This window comes from Flavobacterium nitratireducens, assembly GCF_029625335.1.
In the GTDB taxonomy this organism is placed as follows: Bacteria; Bacteroidota; Bacteroidia; order Flavobacteriales; family Flavobacteriaceae; genus Flavobacterium; species Flavobacterium nitratireducens.
This window is the reverse complement of sequence record NZ_CP121111.1, coordinates 235,240-255,866: the sequence shown is the minus strand read 5'-3', so window position 1 is coordinate 255,866 and position 20,627 is coordinate 235,240. Positions and strand designations below refer to the sequence as shown.

Sequence of the window (20,627 nt, the reverse complement as noted above, 5' to 3'; positions counted from 1 at the left end):
TTAAAAGAATCTTGGAGTTTCTATACGTGAATTTTTTCTAAATAAATCGAATTGAAGAAAAAGTTCGTGTGAACCTGAATTATAATTGGACAACCTGGTGGTTTCGGTATCATAACCATATCCTATAAATAGTTTATCCGTTACTTGAAAACCTGCCAAAGCACTTACTGAAGCACTCCAACGATAAGCAGCCCCCACAACAAATTTTTCATTAAACATGAAATTTGTAGACAAATCCAATTGTAGCGGTGCACCAGCTACTACTTTTGATATAAAAGCAGGCTTGAATTTAAGATTATAACTTAAATCAAAAACTTTCCCTCCCATCAAATACATATGATATCTTTGGTTGATTTGAGCTTTATTCACATCATCATACTTTTGTGTATCAAGTAACATTGGAATTGAAGCTCCAAAATAACTGTTACTATTATAGTAATACAAACCAACACCAACATTAGGCAGAAACTTATTTGAAATATTATTCTGCAACACCTGTTCTCCAGGATTATATTGATTCAATTTGTTAAAATCAATATTTAATAAATTGGCACTCGACTTGATACCAAATGCCAATCTGGAATCATTTTGCAGAAATATAGTGTAGGATAAATCTACAGAAATTTGTGTTTCATCTCTCACACCAATATGATCATTTAAAACCGATACTCCGTATCCTATTTTACTTGCTTCAATAGGTTTATTAAATGAAATATTTGCCGTTTTTGGAGCACCATCCAAACCTACCCATTGTGTACGATACAAACCAAATACGCTTGTATATCCTTTGGACCCCGCATAAGCAGGGTTAACCAAAGTAGGATTATACATGTACTGCGTATATTGTGGCTCCTGTTGTCCATACGAACTTAAGCTAACTAATAAGATTATAATTAAAATTCTTTTCATTTTGCTGAATATTATTTTCTACTGTGTATTATATTATTTAGTGATATATAAATACCCCGAACGTTGTTTCATAATTCCTTGAGTATTTTTGTATTTAACTACATAGAAATACACACCATTAGGTAATTCTTCATTTTTACTAATCGTAGTTCTACCTTCAGATACTCCTCTAAAATACTTTCCGTTTTGACCATAGGCATCAACATCATAAACTACAATACCCCATCTGTTAAAAATAGTTACAGTATTATCCGGATAGGTTTCAATATTTCGAATAACAAAAACATCATTTGAACCATTATCATTAGGTGTAACTGCGTTGAAAATTTCTAAATCATCCTCTGCATTAGTTTTGTAATTATTCACTTCTAAATAATCATAAACTTTACTACCATTAGAGTCATTAGGATTTTTAACATTCATTCCTATTTCTTCTCTGTTAGTCAATCCATCACCATCACAATCACTATCTAAAAATTCCTCAGAAAGCGGTTGGCTAATATGACTTGGAATAGAATTACAAGGATTTAACGAATCTGTGCCATCTTTTTTCTCATCACCATCAGTAACACCATCACCGTCTGTATCTGGATTATTAGGATCTGTACCGTCTAATTTCTCTTGTTTGTTATTTACTCCGTCGTTATCACAATCAGCAGTTTCCCAAGCTAATGTTGGCGCTACTGATTGATGTGCCAATACTAATGAACATGGATCTAATGGATTCGTTCCGTCTGTCTTCTCATCTCCGTCTGTTACTCCGTCTCCGTCTGTATCAGGATTGTTTGGATCTGTTCCGTCTAACTTCTCTTGTTTGTTATTTACTCCGTCGTTATCACAATCAGCAGTTTCCCAAGCTAATGTTGGTGCTACTGATTGATGTGCCAATACTAATGAACATGGATCTAATGGATTCGTTCCGTCTGTCTTCTCATCTCCGTCTGTTACTCCGTCTCCGTCTGTATCAGGATTGTTTGGATCTGTTCCGTCTAACTTCTCTTGTTTGTTATTTACTCCGTCGTTATCACAATCAGCAGTTTCCCAAGCTAATGTTGGCGCTACTGATTGATGTGCCAATACTAATGAACATGGATCTAATGGATTCGTTCCGTCTGTCTTCTCATCTCCGTCTGTTACTCCGTCTCCGTCTGTATCAGGATTGTTTGGATCTGTTCCGTCTAACTTCTCTTGTTTGTTATTTACTCCGTCGTTATCACAATCAGCAGTTTCCCAAGCTAATGTTGGTGCTACTGATTGATGTGCCAATACTAATGAACATGGATCTAATGGATTCGTTCCGTCTGTCTTCTCATCTCCGTCTGTTACTCCGTCTCCGTCTGTATCAGGATTGTTTGGATCTGTTCCGTCTAACTTCTCTTGTTTGTTATTTACTCCGTCGTTATCACAATCAGCAGTTTCCCAAGCTAATGTTGGCGCTACTGATTGATGTGCCAATACTAATGAACATGGATCTAATGGATTCGTTCCGTCTGTCTTCTCATCTCCGTCTGTTACTCCGTCTCCGTCTGTATCAGGATTGTTTGGATCTGTTCCGTCTAACTTCTCTTGTTTGTTATTTACTCCGTCGTTATCACAATCAGCAGTTTCCCAAGCTAATGTTGGCGCTACTGATTGATGTGCCAATACTAATGAACATGGATCTAATGGATTCGTTCCGTCTGTCTTCTCATCTCCGTCTGTTACTCCGTCTCCGTCTGTATCAGGATTGTTTGGATCTGTTCCGTCTAACTTCTCTTGTTTGTTATTTACTCCGTCGTTATCACAATCAGCAGTTTCCCAAGCTAATGTTGGTGCTACTGATTGATGTGCCAATACTAATGAACATGGATCTAATGGATTCGTTCCGTCTGTCTTCTCATCTCCGTCTGTTACTCCGTCGCCATCTGTATCTGGATTATTTGGATCTGTTCCGTCTAATTTCTCTTGTTTGTTAGTTACTCCATCACCATCACAATCAGCATTTTCCCAAGCTGTTGTTGGAGCCTCTGTTTGACTTGCTAATTTGAACGAACAAGGATCTAAAGGATTTGTTCCGTCAGTTTTCTCTTTTCCATTGGTTACTCCATCTCCATCACAATCTGCGTCAAGCCAATTTTGGCTTATATTAGTTTGATTAGCCGAATCAAACTTACAAGGGTCTTGAGGGTCAGGATCACTTCCATTTGGAGTACCATCCCCATCACAATCCAAATTATTCCAGTCTACAGTAAGAGTTACTGAATTAGTCTGAGAATGACAATTATCTGTTATAGTAAGAGTATAAGTTCCTGCAGAAAGGTTATTTACTGTAGCAGTTGTTCCTACTTCAACATTAGAAGCATTTTTTCCAAGAATAGTTTACAGTACCTACAGCATTTGAAACAGCACCTGCAGTAACACTTCCTGTTGGAGTTGAGCATGAAGCTTCTGTAACTGAAGAAACAGCCAGAGATAATGCAGCAGCTGGCTGCGTAATGGTAAAGTTTTTAGTAATTGATGCAGAATTGGCATCAGTAATGGTACAAGTATAGCTTCCTTCAGCTAAACCTGTAATAGAAGAAGCCGAACCTATAACGGCATTAGATGAATTTTTCCAGGAATACGTATAAGGAGTAGTTCCGCCTGAAGCTGTAACTGAGGCTGTTCCATTAGAACCTCCAAAACAGCTTATATTGGTTTGTGATTGAGTGGCTGCTAACGGATTGTCATTATCAAGTATATTTCCTGTCGCTGATTTACTTCCAACATTCAACACTAATGTTTCAGTACTTTCAACAATTAAATCATCGATTGTATTAACAGTAACTGTAAAAGAACCAACACCTCCAGGCACTGTTATTGTCCCATCACCATTATTAATTACACCATTTGAAAAAACATAGGTGCTACTATAATCAGAACCATTTGTTGCTGTTCCATTGAAAGTAAAAGTAAAATATTGTGGAACACCAACCGAAGTTGCAGGTGTTAAATTCACCGTGTAAACAAGTGGATTTCCTTCTACAACGTTTGTAGAAGCCAAACTTATGCTTGAAGGTTGTGGCGAATTAGCTAATTCTAAATTCAAGGCATCTAATAAACCGCTTTGAGCAGCATTACCATTGTAGTCATTACCATCAATAAAGGTTTGAGTGGATGAATAAGCCTGTAATAATAAGGTCGAACTGACATTTATAGTACTACCTCCTACGATTTGATAAACCGGAATACCATTATTCCACAACGTTAGATTAACTACGGGATCAAAAATAAAACCAAATCCTTCAATAATAGACCCTGTTGTTCTTCTCCAGTTAAGCGCTCCAGGTATTGAGTATTTTACTCCATCCTGCATGATAATATCTAAGAAACCGGATAAATCATTACCTTGTGTACCACCAAATTGTCCAGTAGATTGCGGTTGCCTAAAAGATACTCTAGCAATATTGATACTCGCAAGGTTTTCAACTGATAAAACTTGGTTATTACCTAGGTAACCCATAACACCTCGGTTAAAAGTCAAACTGACTCCCTGAGCATTCATTTCACTTGTCAAAAACAATACTATCGCAAATAGTATCATCTTCAGGGATTTCATTAAATAATTTTTAAAGTAAATTTTGTTCATGAAAATGAGGTTAAATTGATTTATTATTAATTAAAAAATGATAATTATTCATGTTATTTTTAGTGTTTGTATTCAAAAATCAGAAGTTGCAATAGAATGATTGCACTACATTTCTATATTAAAACCGGCTTGAAATAAGAAAAAGGAAGTCACTACTCATGAATCCTTTTATTTTACAATGACCTCTAACTTTGAAAAAAAATATTTTACAAAAAAAGCAGTTTGATTTGTATAAAATCCTTACAAAAAACAAGTTAATAATCTACAAAAATAGGTCTCAAAAACAATTAAAGCCACCAATATACTGATGACTTAAAAAATAAGGCTGATAAGTTAAAGTGGTATAAAAATATAAAATAAATATTTACTTACTTAAAATATTCACTATAAAAAACAAAAAACTCTAGTGAATAACTAGAGTTTTAAGAGAAAAAGATAAATTTTAATAGTAAGGTTAAGCTATAATTTCATTAACTATCTATAGCGCTATAGGTAGTAACAAAGTGATTTTAGTTCCTTCTCCTTCCTTTGAAACAATACTAAAGAGCCCTTTTGATTTTAAAACAACGATTCGGCTTAAGTACAAACCTAAACCCAACCCCTGCTGCTCCATTTGATCTCTATCAAATTGTTTATTTGGCTCAATTGATTTTAATTCTTCTTGCTTAAACCCAATTCCATAATCTGTAATATTCAACTCGTAATATTTATCATTGTAAATACTGCCGGCAACACTCACCTGTTTAGTGGTGTTTGAAAATTTTAATGCATTATCAATTAACTCAAAAAGTACAAATTCCAGAAATTCCGGATTCATTTTTAGTTTTATCGTTGCAATATCTACTCTCAGCCTTTTTTTAGAATTCTCATAATAAGGAGAAAGGGCTTTTCTTACTTTAACAAAACAACCTAATAAATCACTTTGTTCATCCTCATTAAATTCAATAGAGTTATTTTTTATGTTTTGAAATAATATCACATTTCGCATGGTTCTATTTAAGCGTTCTCCAGAAATTTTAATTGCTTCATAAAAGGTCGCTTTATCATCCTTATCAAAACTTTCTTCATTTTCAATCAAAAGTTCAATAGAACCTAAAATCCCATTTAAAGGAGTATTAATTTCATGTAAAAAAACATTTTTAGATCCCGTATAAATATTATTATAGGAATTTTTTATCTTCTTAAATCGTTTAATTTTAGCATTTACCATTTTTGTCAATTCATCAAACTTAAATGGCTTTGAAATAAACTCATCTACTCCATCATAAATACATTTTTCTCTAATATTATCTTCCTTTTTTGCAGTCAGAAAAATAAATGGTATTGCATTAAGAGTAGTGTTTTGCATTAAAATTTCCTGAAATTGATGACCATCCATTACCGGCATCATTATATCACAAAGAATCAAATCTGGTATCCAGTAATCTAAAATATCCAAGGCTTCTTGTCCGTTTTCAGCTGCTACAACATCATAATTTTCATGTTTTAAATATTCACAGATGGTTTCTCTTAAGTTTATTTCATCTTCAACCAGCAATATTCTATTTTTGTTCATAAGGGAAAGTTATAGTTATTTTAGTTCCTGAATTTTGTTTTGTTTTTAGCTTAATTTTTCCTTTTAGCATTCGTGTAAATTGTTTTACAATCGTCAATCCTAATCCTGAACCAACAATTGTAGATGTATTTGATGCCCTGTAAAAAGATTTAAAAAGCTTTTTGACATCCTGTTCTGGAACACCAATTCCATAATCAATCACTTCAATCTGAATTTTTTGATTCAAATAAATAACTTTAAGTTCAGGATTTGGTTTTCCTTTGGAATATTTAAAGGCGTTATTTAATAAATTTGTAAAGATATGTATTAAAAGTGAAGTATCAGACTGTACTGGTTTTGAAGAACCAATAGTAACAACCTTTACCCCCCTTCCATCAGCTTCATGATTAAAATAGGTAACAATCAAATTTGTCATAAACTCATCAAAATTGATAGCTTCGATTTTAAGACTAAAATTTTCTCTGACATCATATTTTCCAAAAACCAGAATATTATCTATCAATTCAGACATTCGTTCAATTTCAAATTTAATTCTGTTTGTTATAGCTGTAAAATTCTCTGCCAATTTGAAATCTAACAATTTGGTTTTTATTTCAATTAATTCCGCATTAGAGTAGATTACCGTTAATGGTGTTCTAAATTGATGCGAAGCCATAGTCACAAATTTCGCTTTCAAATCATACAATTCTTTTTCCCTTTCCAAAGCTTTCAAATTTTGAAGTTCTAATTTTTTTCGGAGACTAATATCTCTGGCAGTGCTTTGAATACAAACCAAAGAATGATTAACAATAATTTTTTTAGAAATCACCTCCAACCATACATAATCACCATTCTTCTTTTTCATCTGTACACTAAATATAAAACTCAAACGACTTTTATCATGTATAAAATTAGACTGTTTTACCAGTAGATCATCCAAATCAGCAGGATGACACAATTCATAATTCGAATTTAATTCCATCAATTCCAGGGGAGTATAACCTAATATTTCTGTTGACGATTCAGAAACATACAGATACTTACCGTTAATATCACGTTGGGTTATCAAATCTGTAGAATGCTCGAGAATAAAACGCATTTTCTTTTCAGATTCTTCTAAAGCTATTTTATTAACTTCGATATCATTGACGTCTACAATTGTTCCAAATAATTTAACTGCTTCTCCATTGGTATTTCTTCTGAGAGATCCCGAATACTTCACCCAAATATATTTCTCATCCTTGTTTTTAACTCTGGCTATACCCGAATATTCACCAATCTCCCCTGAGATAAATTTTTTACGTTTATCCTCTATCTCAAGAAAATCATCGGGATGATACCTGCTTTTTAAAAACTCATATGTTTGTTTAACTTCATAAATTGAAAACCCCAGTAAATTAGCCCAATTATTTGATAATTTAAGTTCATTAGTAACTAAATCTAATTCCCAAAAGCCTTCGAGTATACCATTGTCATAATATTTAAAAATATCAAAACTCGGACCTATCTTTTCTTTATATCTAACTTCATTAATCTTAATAGATATATTTTTTGTAATGAGTTTAATTGATTCAATAACATCCAAATCCCAGACTACATCCATGCAATGCTCAAATCCTAAAAATCCCCAAAAAAAATCATTATCAAAAATAGGCACGAACAAGAAAGTATTTACCTGTCGCTCAGTCATTATTTTTTTAAATTCTTCTTGATATAATTTATAGACTTCGCCAACTAAATGAAATCCTCTACTTAAGGGTGTAAAAGTTTCCGGGACATTATTACATAAATAATCCAATCGGGGTACATCCCCTTTTAATTCATTCTTTTTTGGATTAATCCATAAATAGCTTTCATTTATATAACTTCACTTGCTATTTCATTATAAGAAAAACAACCACAAAAATCATCTAAATCACTTTTAAACAACGCTAACTCCTTTTGTTTGATGAATCCTGACAAAGAAAATAATGTACAGTACTTTCTTGATTAAATAAAAAAATCACGAAAAGGAAAATTCAAAATTTATATTGGCATGAGTGCTGGTGTAGGCAAAACCTATCGTATGCTACAGGAAGCGCATACACTTTTAAAAAACGGAATCGACATTCAGATTGGGTATGTTGAGACCCATTCTCGAAAAGAAACTCAGGAATTATTAGCTGGACTGCCCATTATTGCCAGAAGGAATATTTTTTACAAAGGAAAAATTTTAGAGGAAATGGACGTGCAAAACATTATCAATTTGCATCCTGAAGTAGTCATTGTTGATGAGTTAGCGCATACCAATATTGAAGGAAGTAAAAATGAAAAAAGATGGCAAGATGTTCTTGAAATTCTGGAAGCGGGAATCAATGTCATTTCGGCGGTCAACATTCAGCACATAGAAAGTCTGAATCCTGTAGTCAAACGAATTACCGGTATTGACGTACAAGAACGCATTCCGGATAAAGTTTTACGATTAGCTGATGAAGTTGTTAATATCGATTTGAGTTCCGAAGACTTAATCAATCGCCTGAAGGAAGGTAAAATCTATTCTTCAGACAAAATTCAAACGGCTTTAACAAACTTTTTCAAAGCTGATCAAATTTTACAATTACGAGAATTAGCACTAAAAGAGGTTGCTAGCCAAGTAGTCCGAAAAGTTGAAACAGAAATAACACAACAACATACGCTAAGACAGGAAAAACTATTGTCCTGCATAAGTAGCAATGACAAAACAGCAAAAGTGGTCATACGAAAAGCAGCACGATTAGCTAGTTATTACAACGGGAGCTGGTATGTATTGTATGTAGAAACACCAAGAGAAAGTTCCGACAAAATAGCATTAGACAAACAACGTCATCTTATCAATAATTTCAAATTGGCCACTCAATTAGGTGCAGAAGTCATCAAAGTTGAGGATACAAACATCAGTGAAACAATACTAAAGATAGTTGCTCAAAAAAACATCACAACTGTTTGTATTGGAAAACCACATTTTAGTTTATTTAAGGTAATTTTGTCAACAACAATTTTCAGAAAGCTATTAAATAAGCTGGCGAAATCAAATGTTGATCTTGTAATACTTTCTTAATATGAGAATTAAAACTAAATTAAATTTAGGCGTTGGCTTATTATTTATATTAATCTTTATACTTTCCTTGGTTAGTTCCTACTCTGTATTTTCAATTAAAAAAGATACGGGAAACATTCTAACGGCCAATTATAATACCTTAGAATATGCGCGTAATATGCTGCTTTCAATAGACGCAATGCCTATTCAAAAAGAAAAAGCAGCGGCTATTTTTGAATTGAACCTAAAAAAACAAATGGCTAATATTACGGAAGTAAATGAAGATCAAGTTACTCAAAAATTACAATCTGATTTTAATATACTGAAAGAAAACCAAAACAGCGAAACCATTAAAGCGCGAATCAGGCAGACGATTTTTGAGATTATGAAGCTCAATATGAATGCCATTAAAGTAAAAAGTGATATTGCCAAGCACACCGCCGAAACCGCTAATTTTACTATTGCTGTAGTAGGCACTTTGTGTTTTTTAATCGCTTTTAACTTATTAGTTAATTTGCCCAATAACATAGCCAATCCCATCAAAGAATTGACCGCCAGTATTAAAGAAATCGCAAATAAAAACTACTCCGAAAGAGTGCATTTTTGGCATCATAATGAATTTGGAGATTTAGCCAAATCATTCAATACCATGGCCGAAAAACTTCAAGAATACCACAACATTACTTGTATAAATTATCTTTTGAAAAAAAACGTTTGGAAACCTTAATCAATAATATGCACGACCCTATTATTGGTTTGGATTATGAAGGAATCATTCTATTCATCAACGATGAAGCACTGAAAATCTTAGGATTAAAAAAAGAAGATAGTATTGGGAAAGCAGCTATAGAAATTGCTAAAACAAATGACTTGATGCGTTCTCTTGTATTGAATGATGCAGAAAATTCAAAAAAACCAATGAAAATTTATGCCGATTCGAAAGAAAGCTATTTCGAAAAAGAGCAGGTAAATATCACCATTACTCCCACAGGCGAAGAGAAAGCTATTGAAATTGGGAATGTAATCATATTGCGCAATATTACTTTTTTTAAAGAATTGAACTTTGCGAAAACCAATTTTATAGCAACGGTTTCTCATGAATTAAAAACGCCGATTTCCTCTATAAAAATGAGTTTGCAATTACTTGAAAACCCAAACACAGGCGGTATCAATGAAGACCAAAAACAACTTATTGAAAGTATTAAAGACGATAGTCAGCAATTACTAAAAATTACGGGGGAATTATTAGAATTATCTCAAGTAGAAACAGGTAAAATCCAATTAAATATTGAGAAAAGCAATCCCTACGAAATTGTTAGCCATGCAACTAAAGCCGTCAAAACAAAGACCGAACAAAAGCAAATTGAAATAAGCATTGTCGCAGAAGCCAATTTGCCCTTAGTCAAAGCCGACAAAGAAAAAACAAGTTGGGTGTTAATCAATTTTTTAACTAACGCAATTTGATAGCCACTATAAAAACAAAATCTTTGAAAAATACTTCCAAATTCCGGGCAGTCATAAATCAGGTACAGGATTAGGACTCGCTATTTCTAAGGAATTTATTGAAGCTCAAAATGGAACTATTGGTGTTGAAAGCGAACTTGGATTAGGTAGTACTTTTAGCATTCATTTAAATACAGCTTGATAATTAAAATCACTTCTATTCAATTATAACTACAACTAAGCTAAGTAAAAAACTATAAAACAGCTAATTGATCAAAATAAAAATCCCAGTTTTTATTTGTTTTATACCATAATTGCCCTGCTGAAACCTCAAGCGGACAATCAAAATTATTGGTGTACAAAGCACCGGTTCCTAAACCCTGAGGCATCGGATTTTGCAATGTATACGTCCATTGCGCGATAGCATTTAAACCTATATTACTTTCTAATGCAGAGGTAATCCACCAGCCAATTTGATACTTTTCGGCTAGGCTAATCCACTCTTGAGTTCCTTTAAAACCACCTACAAAACTTGGCTTTAAAATGATGTATTGCGGCTTAATTTTTTGCAGTAATTGTTCTTTTTCTTCCAATGAAAACACACCTATCAATTCCTCATCTAAAGCAATCGGAAAAGGCGTTGTTTTACATAGCTCTGACATCCTGTCAGTATTGTTTTTTTGAATAGGCTGTTCTATACTATGTAATTGAAATACAGATAATTTATTTAATTTATCTAAAGCTTCATCTAAACCAAAAGCACCATTAGCATCTACCCTAATTTCAACCTGCTCCGGAGTAAAATATTGACGAATATAACGTAGTAATTCTAGTTCTTTTTCGAAATCAATGGCGCCAATTTTAAGTTTGACACAACGAAAACCTTGAGCTAGTTTTTCCTCGATTTGTTCCTTCATAAAAGCAGCCTCACCCATCCAAATCAAACCGTTAATGTCGATTGATTTCTCCCCATTAGTGAAGGCTGATGGAAAGAGCAAGAAAGGCGTTTCACTTGCTAAGGATAGAAAAGCCATTTCGACTCCAAACTGTATCGAAGGAAATTCAATCAATGCTTCCCAAAGCACGTCTTTGCCCAAATGAATATTAGCGCAAGTCCATTGCAATTTTTCTTCATAATCTGGTCGATCATCAGCACTTAATCCTCTTAAGATTCCGCACTCTCCTATTCCTTTTTTACCGTCTTTTTCCAAAACAAGAAACCAGGTTTCTTTGTCAGTCATCACACCACGAGAAGTCCCTGATGGTCGTTTAAAATTGAGGATGTAATTATGGTATGTTGCTTTCATTTATTATATTTTACCGCAAATGGTGCTCTGTTACCGCGAAGGACTCAAAGTATTCGCAAAGTTTTTAAGTACATTAGAACTAGCCCTATTTTAATCCATAACTATTAATTTAATGTTAGCTGGTGTTTCTTTCAACATTCTTTTCTATGATTTACTAATTTCATCATTTAAAAACATAGAGAAATCATTCCATTCACCAACTATCTCACCATTTTTACGAATAGATATTATTTTATTCCCATCATAAAAATAACCTACATTTTCTTCATAACTATAAGGAGATCCGCCAAAATAAAAAATGTTTTATCAACTTTAAAACTATTTTTCCAATAAACATTAGCAGTTTGCAAACTATGACATTGCAAAAAACTTCTTGTAAATGATTCAATTATACCAAACAGTGACATATCATACAAAAAACATCCGTTAATAATCTCTAAAAACTCTTTATAAAAAGCTGGAATTATAATTTCATTTTCATATTGAAATCCACATATAACTTCTTTACTAGCACCTTTATAAATCATTAAACCCCAATTAAAAGGAGCAACCCAAGGTCTATGTAGAATATTTAACCGTTCTTTATCATCCACATTCGAACCATTCAAAATATATTTTCGAGCTTGCTGCTTAATTGCGAAATATTTATCAGAATATGAATCAATAATTTCACTTATATTTTACATAGATAGCTTTGTTATTATTAAACTAGAGGTTTTTCTTAAATATTTAACCAAATTTTAAAAATTCTTAACTCAACTTAATAGCCTTAATGGTTAAAATCACTTTATCAACTTCAAAATCTTATCAAAATTATCATTTTGGATTCCAGCTTTCGCAAAAGCCTGAAAATCATCTTTGATTTTTTGAGTCCAGCTAAGATTGTCTGTTACATTTTGATTCTGGTATTCTTTATAAATACTTTTAGCTTTAGCGAATTCGCCATTTAATAGATATGCATGAGCCAAATTGATTTTGACTAACAATTCGGTATCATCTTTCTTTTCCCCTTCTTTTAGGACTTTGATTGCTTTAGCATACTGCTTCGTCAACAAATAGGAATTTCCTAAATTAGCATAATCCGTAGCGGTTGCTTTTCCTTGGTTAACAATTTCATTATACGTTTTAATTGCAGCACTGTAATCGCCATTTTTAACGCTATTTGACGCTTTTGTTCTTAAATCATTAAAAACCGTTTTAGCAATTCCTGTTTCCTCAAAACAACTCGCTCCAAAATCCTTATACGCCTTCGTTTGTTCCATAGGCAACAGTTTTTGGAATTCCTGAAAAGTATATTGTTTTTGGATTTTCTCGGCAATACAAACACAAAAATCATCCGAATTAGCCATTTTTCGAGCTAAAGCCGAAGTTTTACACTGACTGATGATGTTTTTTCTGTTTTCAAGTGTCCAACCTCTACTTAATTTTGCATCTACCCACGGCACTACTTCTAGAACGATTTTTTGTTTCATAATCCAATTCGAGCTTTCGAAACCAAAATACAATTTAGCAGCATTGGATTTCAAACAAGCCGATTTATCAATAGAAAGTCGCTTAGCATCTTTACTAATGGCGGTATTTTGCACCAAACAAGCATCGACCGTTTCACCTGTGGTTCCGTAATTTTTAGCCAAATCACTTTTGGAAAAAATAGCGTATTTGCATTTATCATCTCCTGAGATTTTAGACATCAAAAAAACAGCTCCTGCCGAACCCTGACTAATCCCTGTTGGGTCCGGAATTGATTTTAAAACAGAAACCAGACTTCCAGCCATTTTTTGATTATCATCAAGCAATGTAATTCTGTAAATTAATTCGGTGGTTCCTGCTGGAAAATCATCGGTTTCTACAACAATTCGGTCTCGTGCCGAAACCATAATTTCTTTATAGGTTGCTCTTTCCTTGTCCCAATAACCGGTTTTTTGAGCAAAAACACTCTGACAAAAAATGCTAACGAATAGCACAAAAATTATTTTTTTCACTAAATGTAGTTTATTAACGATACAAAACTAGCCCAGATGGAAGTAAAAATCCTCTGGTGGCGTGGTTCGCCACAAGAGATTACTTCACTTAACTTATATTTACATTTGAGTTCAGTGAACTTCGTTTGAAACGTACAGCTGGAAGTAGCTCCTAAAAAAATTACAATTCGATACTATCACCAATTTCAAGCAACATCAAATCTTTTCCTTTATCAAAAAAGGCCTGAATTGCCGCTTTATGATCAATTTTGATATAGCCAAAAGTATCATAGTGATAACCTAATACCTTATCGCATTCCACAAAATCAGAAGCTAAAATAGCGTCTTGAACATCCATCGTAAAATTGTCTCCGATAGGGAATATAGCCAAATCGAGTTTGGTTCGCATAGGAATCAATTTCATATCCATAGTCAAAGCAGTATCGCCAGCAATGTAAATGTTTTTATGTTCGCCTTCAATTACAAAACCACCTGGATTTCCCCCATAAGTTCCATCAGGAAACGAACTAGAATGCACCGCATTAACATATTTTACTTTCCCGAAGTCGAAATTCCAACTTCCACCGTGATTCATTGGATGTGCCTGAAAACCTTTGGCAGCATAATGACCCGCAATTTCAGCATTAGAAACGACAACTGCTCCTGTTCGTTGCGCAATAGCTTCTACATCCAAAACATGATCTCCATGTGCGTGCGTGATCAAAATATAATCGGCTTTTAATTCATTAATATCTATATGTTCCGCTAAAGGATTTGCCGAAATAAAAGGATCAACAATAATGTGTTTTCCACCTACTTTAATCCCTAAAGCAGCGTGTCCGTAATAGGTTATTTTCATATTTTTTGTTTTTGAGTGAGTAGTCCTTAGTGCCTAGTGATTAGTAACTAGTTCTTAGCTTTTAGCATCTATTCTCTTTATTTTTTTCACTTTATTCTTGCTTATTTATCATATATCACTGATTACCAGTGGTTAGCCATTGTTTTTTTGCGGTTGGTAATTCGTAATTCACTTTTCATTTTATAATTTATAATTTACTAATCACTAGGTACTAGGTACTAGGTACTAGGTACTAGCTTACCTTCCGCCTAAAAAGGCATTAACAATAATATCTGAGAAAAAGTAAATCATACACAATGACAACAATACCGAAAGCGCAAAAGTACTTAAGGCTAACTTTTTTAATTCTGGATCTAAATCTCTAGGTTCTTTATTTTTTGATACCCTTATTAAATGTTTAATCAAAGGGAAATAAGCTACAAGAAAAAGATATAAATCAAAATTAATTTGCCCTGGATAAGGATCAGCATATAAATCAAATAAAACTGCAAAAAGGAACACTAAAAACATTGCGCCACCAACTAAAAAATAGTGGTACTTTTTAGCTTTTTCACCTCCAATTTTAACCACAATGGTATTTTTACCCCCTTTTTTGTCCGAGGCTTCATCTCGCATATTATTTAGATTTAAAACCCCAACACTTAGAAAACCTACAGCCATTGCTGGCAAAATAAGCAAAGGCTCTGCCTCTTTAGAATACAAAAAATTAACGCCTAAAGTACTAACTAAGCCGAAGAAAATAAAAACAAACAAATCGCCATATCCGCGATATCCATAAGCTGTGTTCCCAACTGTATAACGAATAGCCGATAAAATCGCTAAAATCCCTAATACCAAATAAAAAATAGAATAGTACAAATGCTCGTACCCAAAAGCATAATAAATTAATGCAATTGCCGAAAGCAAAGTCAAAAACGAGGTGATTACAATAGCGCGTTTCATAGCAGCTGGCGAAATAACGCCACTTTGGATAGCACGTTTAGGCCCTATTCGGTCTTCATTATCGGTTCCTTTCATACCATCGCCATAATCATTGGCAAAATTGGAAAGAATTTGCAATCCTAAGGTGGTAAGAATAGCAAAACCAAAAAGTCTCCAATTGAATACTTCTGTTGGTGTTAATATTGCATCGGTAGGATTAGCCAAAGCATACATACTTCCTACTATAATTCCTGATACCGATAAAGGTAAAGTGCGCAATCTTGCGGCTTCAATCCAGTGTTTCATATATTCTTTTTTCTTGCCACAAAGGCACAAAATTTAAAAATCGATTCGTTTAATAATCAGTTCAGTTACTGCTTACTTAAAACTGCATTCTACTTACTTAATTAAGGTAACCATTTCTTTTCAAAATTTGGTTTTCTTTTTCTAAGAACGCATTTCTCCCCTCTTTAGCCTCTTCTGTCATGTAAGCTAATCGTGTGGCCTCTCCTGCAAAAACTTGTTGCCCTACCATACCGTCATCTGTAAGATTCATGGCAAATTTTAGCATTTTGATTGATGTAGGTGATTTTGCTAATATTTCCTGAGCCCATTCGTAAGCGGTAGCTTCTAATTCGTCATGAGGAACAACAGCATTCACCATTCCCATCTCAAAAGCTTCTTGAGCGGAATAATTACGTCCTAAGAAGAAAATTTCTCTGGCTTTTTTCTGCCCGACCATCTTAGCTAAATACGCCGATCCATAACCTCCATCAAAACTAGTAACATCAGCATCGGTTTGTTTAAAGATAGCGTGTTCTTTACTAGCCAGAGTCATATCACACACTACATGCAAACTATGACCTCCTCCTACAGCCCATCCTGGAACGACAGCAATAACTGCTTTTGGCATAAAACGGATTAATCTTTGAACGTCTAAAATATTCAAACGATGATAACCATCTTCACCTACATATCCTTGATGTCCACGTGCTTTTTGATCCCCTCCACTACAAAACGACCAAATTCCATCTTTAGTACTTGGACCTTCAGCAGAAAGCAAGACAACACCAATCGAAGTATCTTCTTGGGCATCATGAAAAGCATCTAAAAGTTCTGAAGTAGTTTTAGGTCGAAAAGCATTTCGAACATCTGGTCTATTGAAAGCAATTCTAGCAACACCGTTGCATTTTTTATAAGTGATATCTTCGTATTCTTTAGCAGTTATCCAATCCATTGTAATGGTTTTAATTATTATAGTGTAAAATTAATTCATTTTTTAGACTTAATCTATTCGAAGTTTTATTTTAGTTAAAAAAGAGAACACTCTTTTACCCCTTATTATTAACGAAAAGTTCATTAGCTAAAATTTCCTACTTAAAACACACTTTTATTTCTTTTTTATTAGTATATTTACAATAATTCCTACCATAAATATAGCTTTATTATGAATTTATGGAACAAATATACCTCTGCAATCAGACAGAATATCTTATTTTCTAACAATGAAAATAAAGATTTAGAATTTTGGCGCGATGACATGTTTGTCAATACTATTGTTTACATCATCCCTCTAAGTGTTATTGCCCTGGTCCCATCTGTAATTTGGGCTAATGATGCCAAACTCTATGTTATGGTTTGGATTGATTTACTATCCGTTACTACGGCATTGTTCATTGGTATTAAAAAAGGAATTAAGATTAAAAAACGTAAACTCTTATTTATTGGAACAGTCTATACCTTAAGTTTTTCACTTATCTATTTTGTTGGTCTAAATAGTACACTCTATTTACTAGCTGCCTGTTTTTTGTCTACTTTTATTTACACCTTTAAAAATCAATTTACACCAGCACTCATAAATTTATACATCTCCATTTTATATATCAGTCTTTATTACCTTGAATTAACACCCTCACATCTAGTAACGTTTAAAACCAACGAACTCTTCGCTGTTTTTTCCAATTTAATCTTCCTTAGCTTTTTAATTTGTTCCTTAGTTCCTAAATTATTTAACGGTCTTGAAGAAAGTTTTAAAAACAACATCGAACACACCAAAAAAATTGAAAACCAAAATGAAGTATTAAAAGAAATAACATGGATACAATCGCATGTGGTTAGAACCCCTTTATCCAGAATATTAGCTATAACCAACTTGCTTAAAGAGAATAAAAATAGTGAAGAAGAAAAGGAATTTTTAATAGACAGTATAATTGTTTCCAGCGAAGAGTTAGATACTGTAATTCAAGAAATTGTAACTAAATCAGAAAATGTAAGTTCAAAATACAAATGATTTTTCCGTTTTCTGACCTTGAAAAAGTATTGATTTTAAAGAGTAATCATTCTCAGGTTAAAGTCCTAAAAAATGTTAATTTTTATGATTATATCCTTTTTTTCTATCAACTAAAACTTTTTTTATTAATTTTAAATGTAGTTAGTTCTAGAATTGGTGAATAATTTACAATTCAAATTAGCTATAGAGTTTCTAACTGATTTATTAACTTAAAAAAAGAATATTGAAAAAATCAACAAGCTTTATCACTCTTTTTAGTATGTTATTAAATTTGTTCTACGGAAAGAAAGAGCCCAATTGGGGAACACTGAAAGCGGTTAGAATTTATTCAAAGTAGCACCTACGGTAACCATTTTGGATTACTATACACAGATGTAATATCTTTAAAATAAAAGTGTAAAATCCAACATTATTTTTTCTACCAAAGGCTGTAATGCAAAATGAGATTCCAAACTTCAATTAGCGTTAAAAAAAGATAAAGAAAGAACGGTTAACGTGAAACTACAACATAGTTTCCAATTGTTTAATAAGTTATAAGTTGTCCAAAAATAAGAGAGCTTATAAAAGAGAAAGACTAACCATCAGGATTAGTCTTTCTTTTTTTATTCCTTTACAAGATAAATTCCGTCTTCTTTAATTTCTATCAGTTTTTCTTTGTACAAAGCACCAATTGCTTTCTTAAAAGTCTTTTTACTCATCTTAAGCACCGTTTTGATATCTTCTGGATGCGAATTATCATTTAATCTTAAAAATCCACGGCTAGCTCTTAATTCGTCCAATATCTTATCAGCATTAGGTTCGACTCCTTCATAGCCTAATTTTTGCAACGAAACATCTATTTTATGATCAGGTCGGATATTTTTAATGTAACCACACATTCTGTCTCCAGTACGAATACTATCATCATACACTTCGTCTTTGTATAAAAGCCCTTTGTGTTTTTCGTTGATAATTACATTAATCCCTATTTCTGTAATATGAGAAACAATTAAATCTACTTCTTCGCCTTTTTCAACTGTAAGTTCATCATTACTCAAAAATTGATTGGTTTTACTAGAAGCCACTAAACGATTCGTCTTTTGATCCATGTAAAGATAAACCAGATAACGCTTTCCTTTTTCCATTGGTCGGGCTTGTTCCTTAAACGGCACCAGAATGTCTTTTTCCATTCCCCAGTCCATAAAAGCCCCAACCTGATTGATGTAATTTACACGTAAAAGTGCAAATTCGTTCAATAAAATATAAGGTTCTAAAGTAGTTGCAACAGGACGTTGCTCGTGATCCAAGTACACAAAAACAACTATTTCTTCTCCAATTTCAAATACTTTAGGAACGTATTTGTTGGGTAGTAATACATCGTGAATTCCTTCAGGATCCGTTTCTGGGTTGCCCAAAAACAAACCAACTTTAGTATCACGCAATATAGTTAAGTTATTGTATTTTCCTATTTTAAGCATTGTATTCCATTTTATAAGTGGCAAAGGTACGATGTTAAGAAATAATTTAACCACAAAAGACACAAAGTTTTTCGCAAAGAAGACAAAGTGTATTTTCAAAAAAATCCGTGTTAATCTGTGTTTATTATTTCACCAAAGTCACATCATCCACTAAACAAAATGAATTAGCATTTCCATTAGCAAAGAAACTTAAAAATCCACCTCCCTGGCTATAAATTGGCAATCCCTCTTTTGTATCCCAAAAAATATCATTTTTTATATTTTGAAATTGTGCAACAACTTTTGTTTTTACAAATAAAAAACCGTTGTAACTAGCAATAGCTGAAAACTAAATCGAACCGAACTATTCGTTATTATCATTTTGTTGAATATTAGAAGATCTAAAAATAACTTAGAAAAAACATTCAATCATCCTGTACTGTCTAGCAATAAAAAAACTCCTAAGTAAAATCTTTCTATTTTTACTTAGGAGTTAGAATAGATAAAAAAATAAAAGCTAATTTTTCTTAGCTGTAAACTAACTAAAATTACTTAACTATTGTATAATATGCTGTTTTAACCACTGGGATTCCAGTTGCAGTAATCCCTTCTAAAGCTACTTTTACTTTAGTTTCAACTTTTGTGTATTAAAATAACTCACATTTGCAACACCTGTTTTATCAGGATGTACATAAGGATTCCAATACAATGTGTTTCTTACTGCCAATTTATTATCTAAATCTAACTTTACCTGTTCTGGTGTAGGTAAATAAAAAACTCTTGAAACATAATAACCATCGATTTCTTTTTGAATAGCATATGTTTTTTCTTTAATCCTTTTTGGCGCATTTGGATTGGTATAAATGGCTATAAATCCACTTTCAGCCGCTTCACCAAAAAACATTGTTGCTTGCAATCCTCTAATTACATCAATTCTCTCAATATCAATAGGCTGAATAACGTCAATTTCCTGTTTGGTTACTTCAAAACCATTCAATACATAAAAAGGTGAAGCATTATTACGAATAAAAGTCACTGAATCACCATTAAACATTACTCCTGGAATTTTTTGAGCAATTAATTCATAAATATTAGTAAAAGTTTTTGCATCTGCATCTGCTATGTAACTATTTTCAGGTAATCCAAAAAACGATCTTGAAGTGGTTTTCTTTTTTAGAAACTATAGCTACTTCATCCAAAATGTTTTCAGGTTTTACTCCAAAAGCTACATTTTTTCTAAAGACATTCTGCGCCTCTTGTAATGTCATTTTAGACCAATTGCTAAAATTCTCTCTAAAAGTAACC

General features: G+C 32.9%; 15 protein-coding genes and 2 pseudogenes. 3 read left to right on the top strand and 14 right to left on the bottom strand.

All coding sequences use genetic code 11. The annotated features are described in order from the left end of the window. The 5 genes from P5P90_RS01240 to P5P90_RS01220 all read right to left on the bottom strand — a co-directional run bounded on the left by P5P90_RS01240 (position 1) and on the right by P5P90_RS01220 (position 7,848). Positions 1–909, bottom strand: coding sequence for a PorP/SprF family type IX secretion system membrane protein (locus P5P90_RS01240; RefSeq protein WP_278035440.1), 909 nt, complete (start codon positions 907–909; stop codon positions 1–3). Positions 910–942: 33 nt separating this feature from the next. Beyond that, entirely contained in the window at positions 943–3,120 is a 2,178-nt protein-coding gene (locus P5P90_RS01235; RefSeq protein ID WP_278035439.1) for a T9SS type B sorting domain-containing protein, read from the bottom strand. Positions 3,121–3,241: 121 nt separating this feature from the next. Beyond that, positions 3,242–4,486 (bottom strand): hypothetical protein, encoded by a 1,245-nt coding sequence (locus tag P5P90_RS01230; RefSeq protein ID WP_278035438.1) that lies wholly within the window; start codon positions 4,484–4,486, stop codon positions 3,242–3,244. Between the two features lie 508 nt (positions 4,487–4,994). Further along, a complete protein-coding gene (locus tag P5P90_RS01225; RefSeq protein WP_278035437.1) occupies positions 4,995–6,071 on the bottom strand; it encodes an ATP-binding response regulator in 1,077 nt (358 codons plus the stop codon). Next, positions 6,058–7,848 carry a PAS domain-containing sensor histidine kinase gene (locus tag P5P90_RS01220; protein WP_278035436.1) on the bottom strand — a complete coding sequence of 597 codons (1,791 nt, stop codon included), beginning with the start codon at positions 7,846–7,848 and terminating at the stop codon, positions 6,058–6,060. Before P5P90_RS01220 ends, P5P90_RS01225 begins: the two co-directional genes overlap by 14 nt. Before the next feature lie 195 nt (positions 7,849–8,043). Here P5P90_RS01220 and P5P90_RS01215 point away from each other — a divergent pair, with 195 nt between their 5' ends. Next, positions 8,044–9,126: a sensor protein KdpD gene (locus P5P90_RS01215; protein ID WP_278036457.1), complete on the top strand. Its 1,083-nt coding sequence runs from the start codon at positions 8,044–8,046 to the stop codon at positions 9,124–9,126. 1 nt (position 9,127) lies between these two features. Further along, a pseudogene (locus P5P90_RS01210) lies at positions 9,128–10,750 on the top strand (sensor histidine kinase). 52 nt (positions 10,751–10,802) lie between these two features. On the opposite strand, the gene P5P90_RS01205 reads toward P5P90_RS01210, so the two are convergent. The 6 genes and pseudogenes from P5P90_RS01205 to P5P90_RS01180 form a co-directional block, all read right to left on the bottom strand. Beyond that, on the bottom strand, positions 10,803–11,855 hold the full coding sequence (locus tag P5P90_RS01205; RefSeq protein WP_278035435.1) for an o-succinylbenzoate synthase: 1,053 nt from the start codon (positions 11,853–11,855) through the stop codon (positions 10,803–10,805). 254 nt (positions 11,856–12,109) lie between these two features. Then, entirely contained in the window at positions 12,110–12,448 is a 339-nt protein-coding gene (locus P5P90_RS01200) for a hypothetical protein (RefSeq protein WP_278035434.1), read from the bottom strand. Positions 12,449–12,637: 189 nt separating this feature from the next. Further along, a complete protein-coding gene (locus tag P5P90_RS01195; RefSeq protein WP_278035433.1) occupies positions 12,638–13,837 on the bottom strand; it encodes a tetratricopeptide repeat protein in 1,200 nt (399 codons plus the stop codon). Between the two features lie 160 nt (positions 13,838–13,997). Beyond that, entirely contained in the window at positions 13,998–14,675 is a 678-nt protein-coding gene (locus tag P5P90_RS01190; protein ID WP_278035432.1) for a metal-dependent hydrolase, read from the bottom strand. 237 nt (positions 14,676–14,912) lie between these two features. Then, positions 14,913–15,902 carry a 1,4-dihydroxy-2-naphthoate octaprenyltransferase gene (gene menA / locus P5P90_RS01185; protein WP_278035431.1) on the bottom strand — a complete coding sequence of 330 codons (990 nt, stop codon included), beginning with the start codon at positions 15,900–15,902 and terminating at the stop codon, positions 14,913–14,915. A gap of 101 nt (positions 15,903–16,003) precedes the next feature. Beyond that, a pseudogene (locus P5P90_RS01180) lies at positions 16,004–16,833 on the bottom strand (1,4-dihydroxy-2-naphthoyl-CoA synthase). Between the two features lie 210 nt (positions 16,834–17,043). On the opposite strand from P5P90_RS01180, the gene P5P90_RS01175 reads away from it, so the two are divergent. Then, entirely contained in the window at positions 17,044–17,886 is an 843-nt protein-coding gene (locus P5P90_RS01175; protein ID WP_278035430.1) for a hypothetical protein, read from the top strand. Positions 17,887–18,488: 602 nt separating this feature from the next. Here the strand turns inward: P5P90_RS01175 and P5P90_RS01170 are convergent. From P5P90_RS01170 to P5P90_RS01160, 3 genes are all read right to left on the bottom strand, one after another. Next, positions 18,489–19,343: a CvfB family protein gene (locus P5P90_RS01170; protein ID WP_278035429.1), complete on the bottom strand. Its 855-nt coding sequence runs from the start codon at positions 19,341–19,343 to the stop codon at positions 18,489–18,491. Positions 19,344–19,944: 601 nt separating this feature from the next. Then, a complete protein-coding gene (locus P5P90_RS01165) occupies positions 19,945–20,445 on the bottom strand; it encodes a Plug domain-containing protein (protein ID WP_278036456.1) in 501 nt (166 codons plus the stop codon). 10 nt (positions 20,446–20,455) lie between these two features. Continuing rightward, complete coding sequence (locus tag P5P90_RS01160; protein ID WP_278035428.1) at positions 20,456–20,590, bottom strand: hypothetical protein; 135 nt, start codon at positions 20,588–20,590, stop codon at positions 20,456–20,458. Between the last annotated feature and the right edge of the window lie 37 nt (positions 20,591–20,627).

Bases quoted from the DNA above. Each gene is read 5' to 3' on its own strand.
- P5P90_RS01205 (WP_278035435.1), bottom strand. From the start codon at position 11,855: ATGAAAGCAACATACCATAATTACATCCTCAATTTTAAACGACCATCA.
- P5P90_RS01175 (WP_278035430.1), top strand. From the start codon at position 17,044: ATGAATTTATGGAACAAATATACCTCTGCAATCAGACAGAATATCTTA.
- P5P90_RS01225 (WP_278035437.1), bottom strand. From the start codon at position 6,071: ATGAACAAAAATAGAATATTGCTGGTTGAAGATGAAATAAACTTAAGA.
- P5P90_RS01160 (WP_278035428.1), bottom strand. From the start codon at position 20,590: ATGACATTACAAGAGGCGCAGAATGTCTTTAGAAAAAATGTAGCTTTT.
- P5P90_RS01190 (WP_278035432.1), bottom strand. From the start codon at position 14,675: ATGAAAATAACCTATTACGGACACGCTGCTTTAGGGATTAAAGTAGGT.
- P5P90_RS01170 (WP_278035429.1), bottom strand. From the start codon at position 19,343: ATGCTTAAAATAGGAAAATACAATAACTTAACTATATTGCGTGATACT.
- P5P90_RS01230 (WP_278035438.1), bottom strand. From the start codon at position 4,486: ATGAAATCCCTGAAGATGATACTATTTGCGATAGTATTGTTTTTGACA.
- menA (WP_278035431.1), bottom strand. From the start codon at position 15,902: ATGAAACACTGGATTGAAGCCGCAAGATTGCGCACTTTACCTTTATCG.
- P5P90_RS01240 (WP_278035440.1), bottom strand. From the start codon at position 909: ATGAAAAGAATTTTAATTATAATCTTATTAGTTAGCTTAAGTTCGTAT.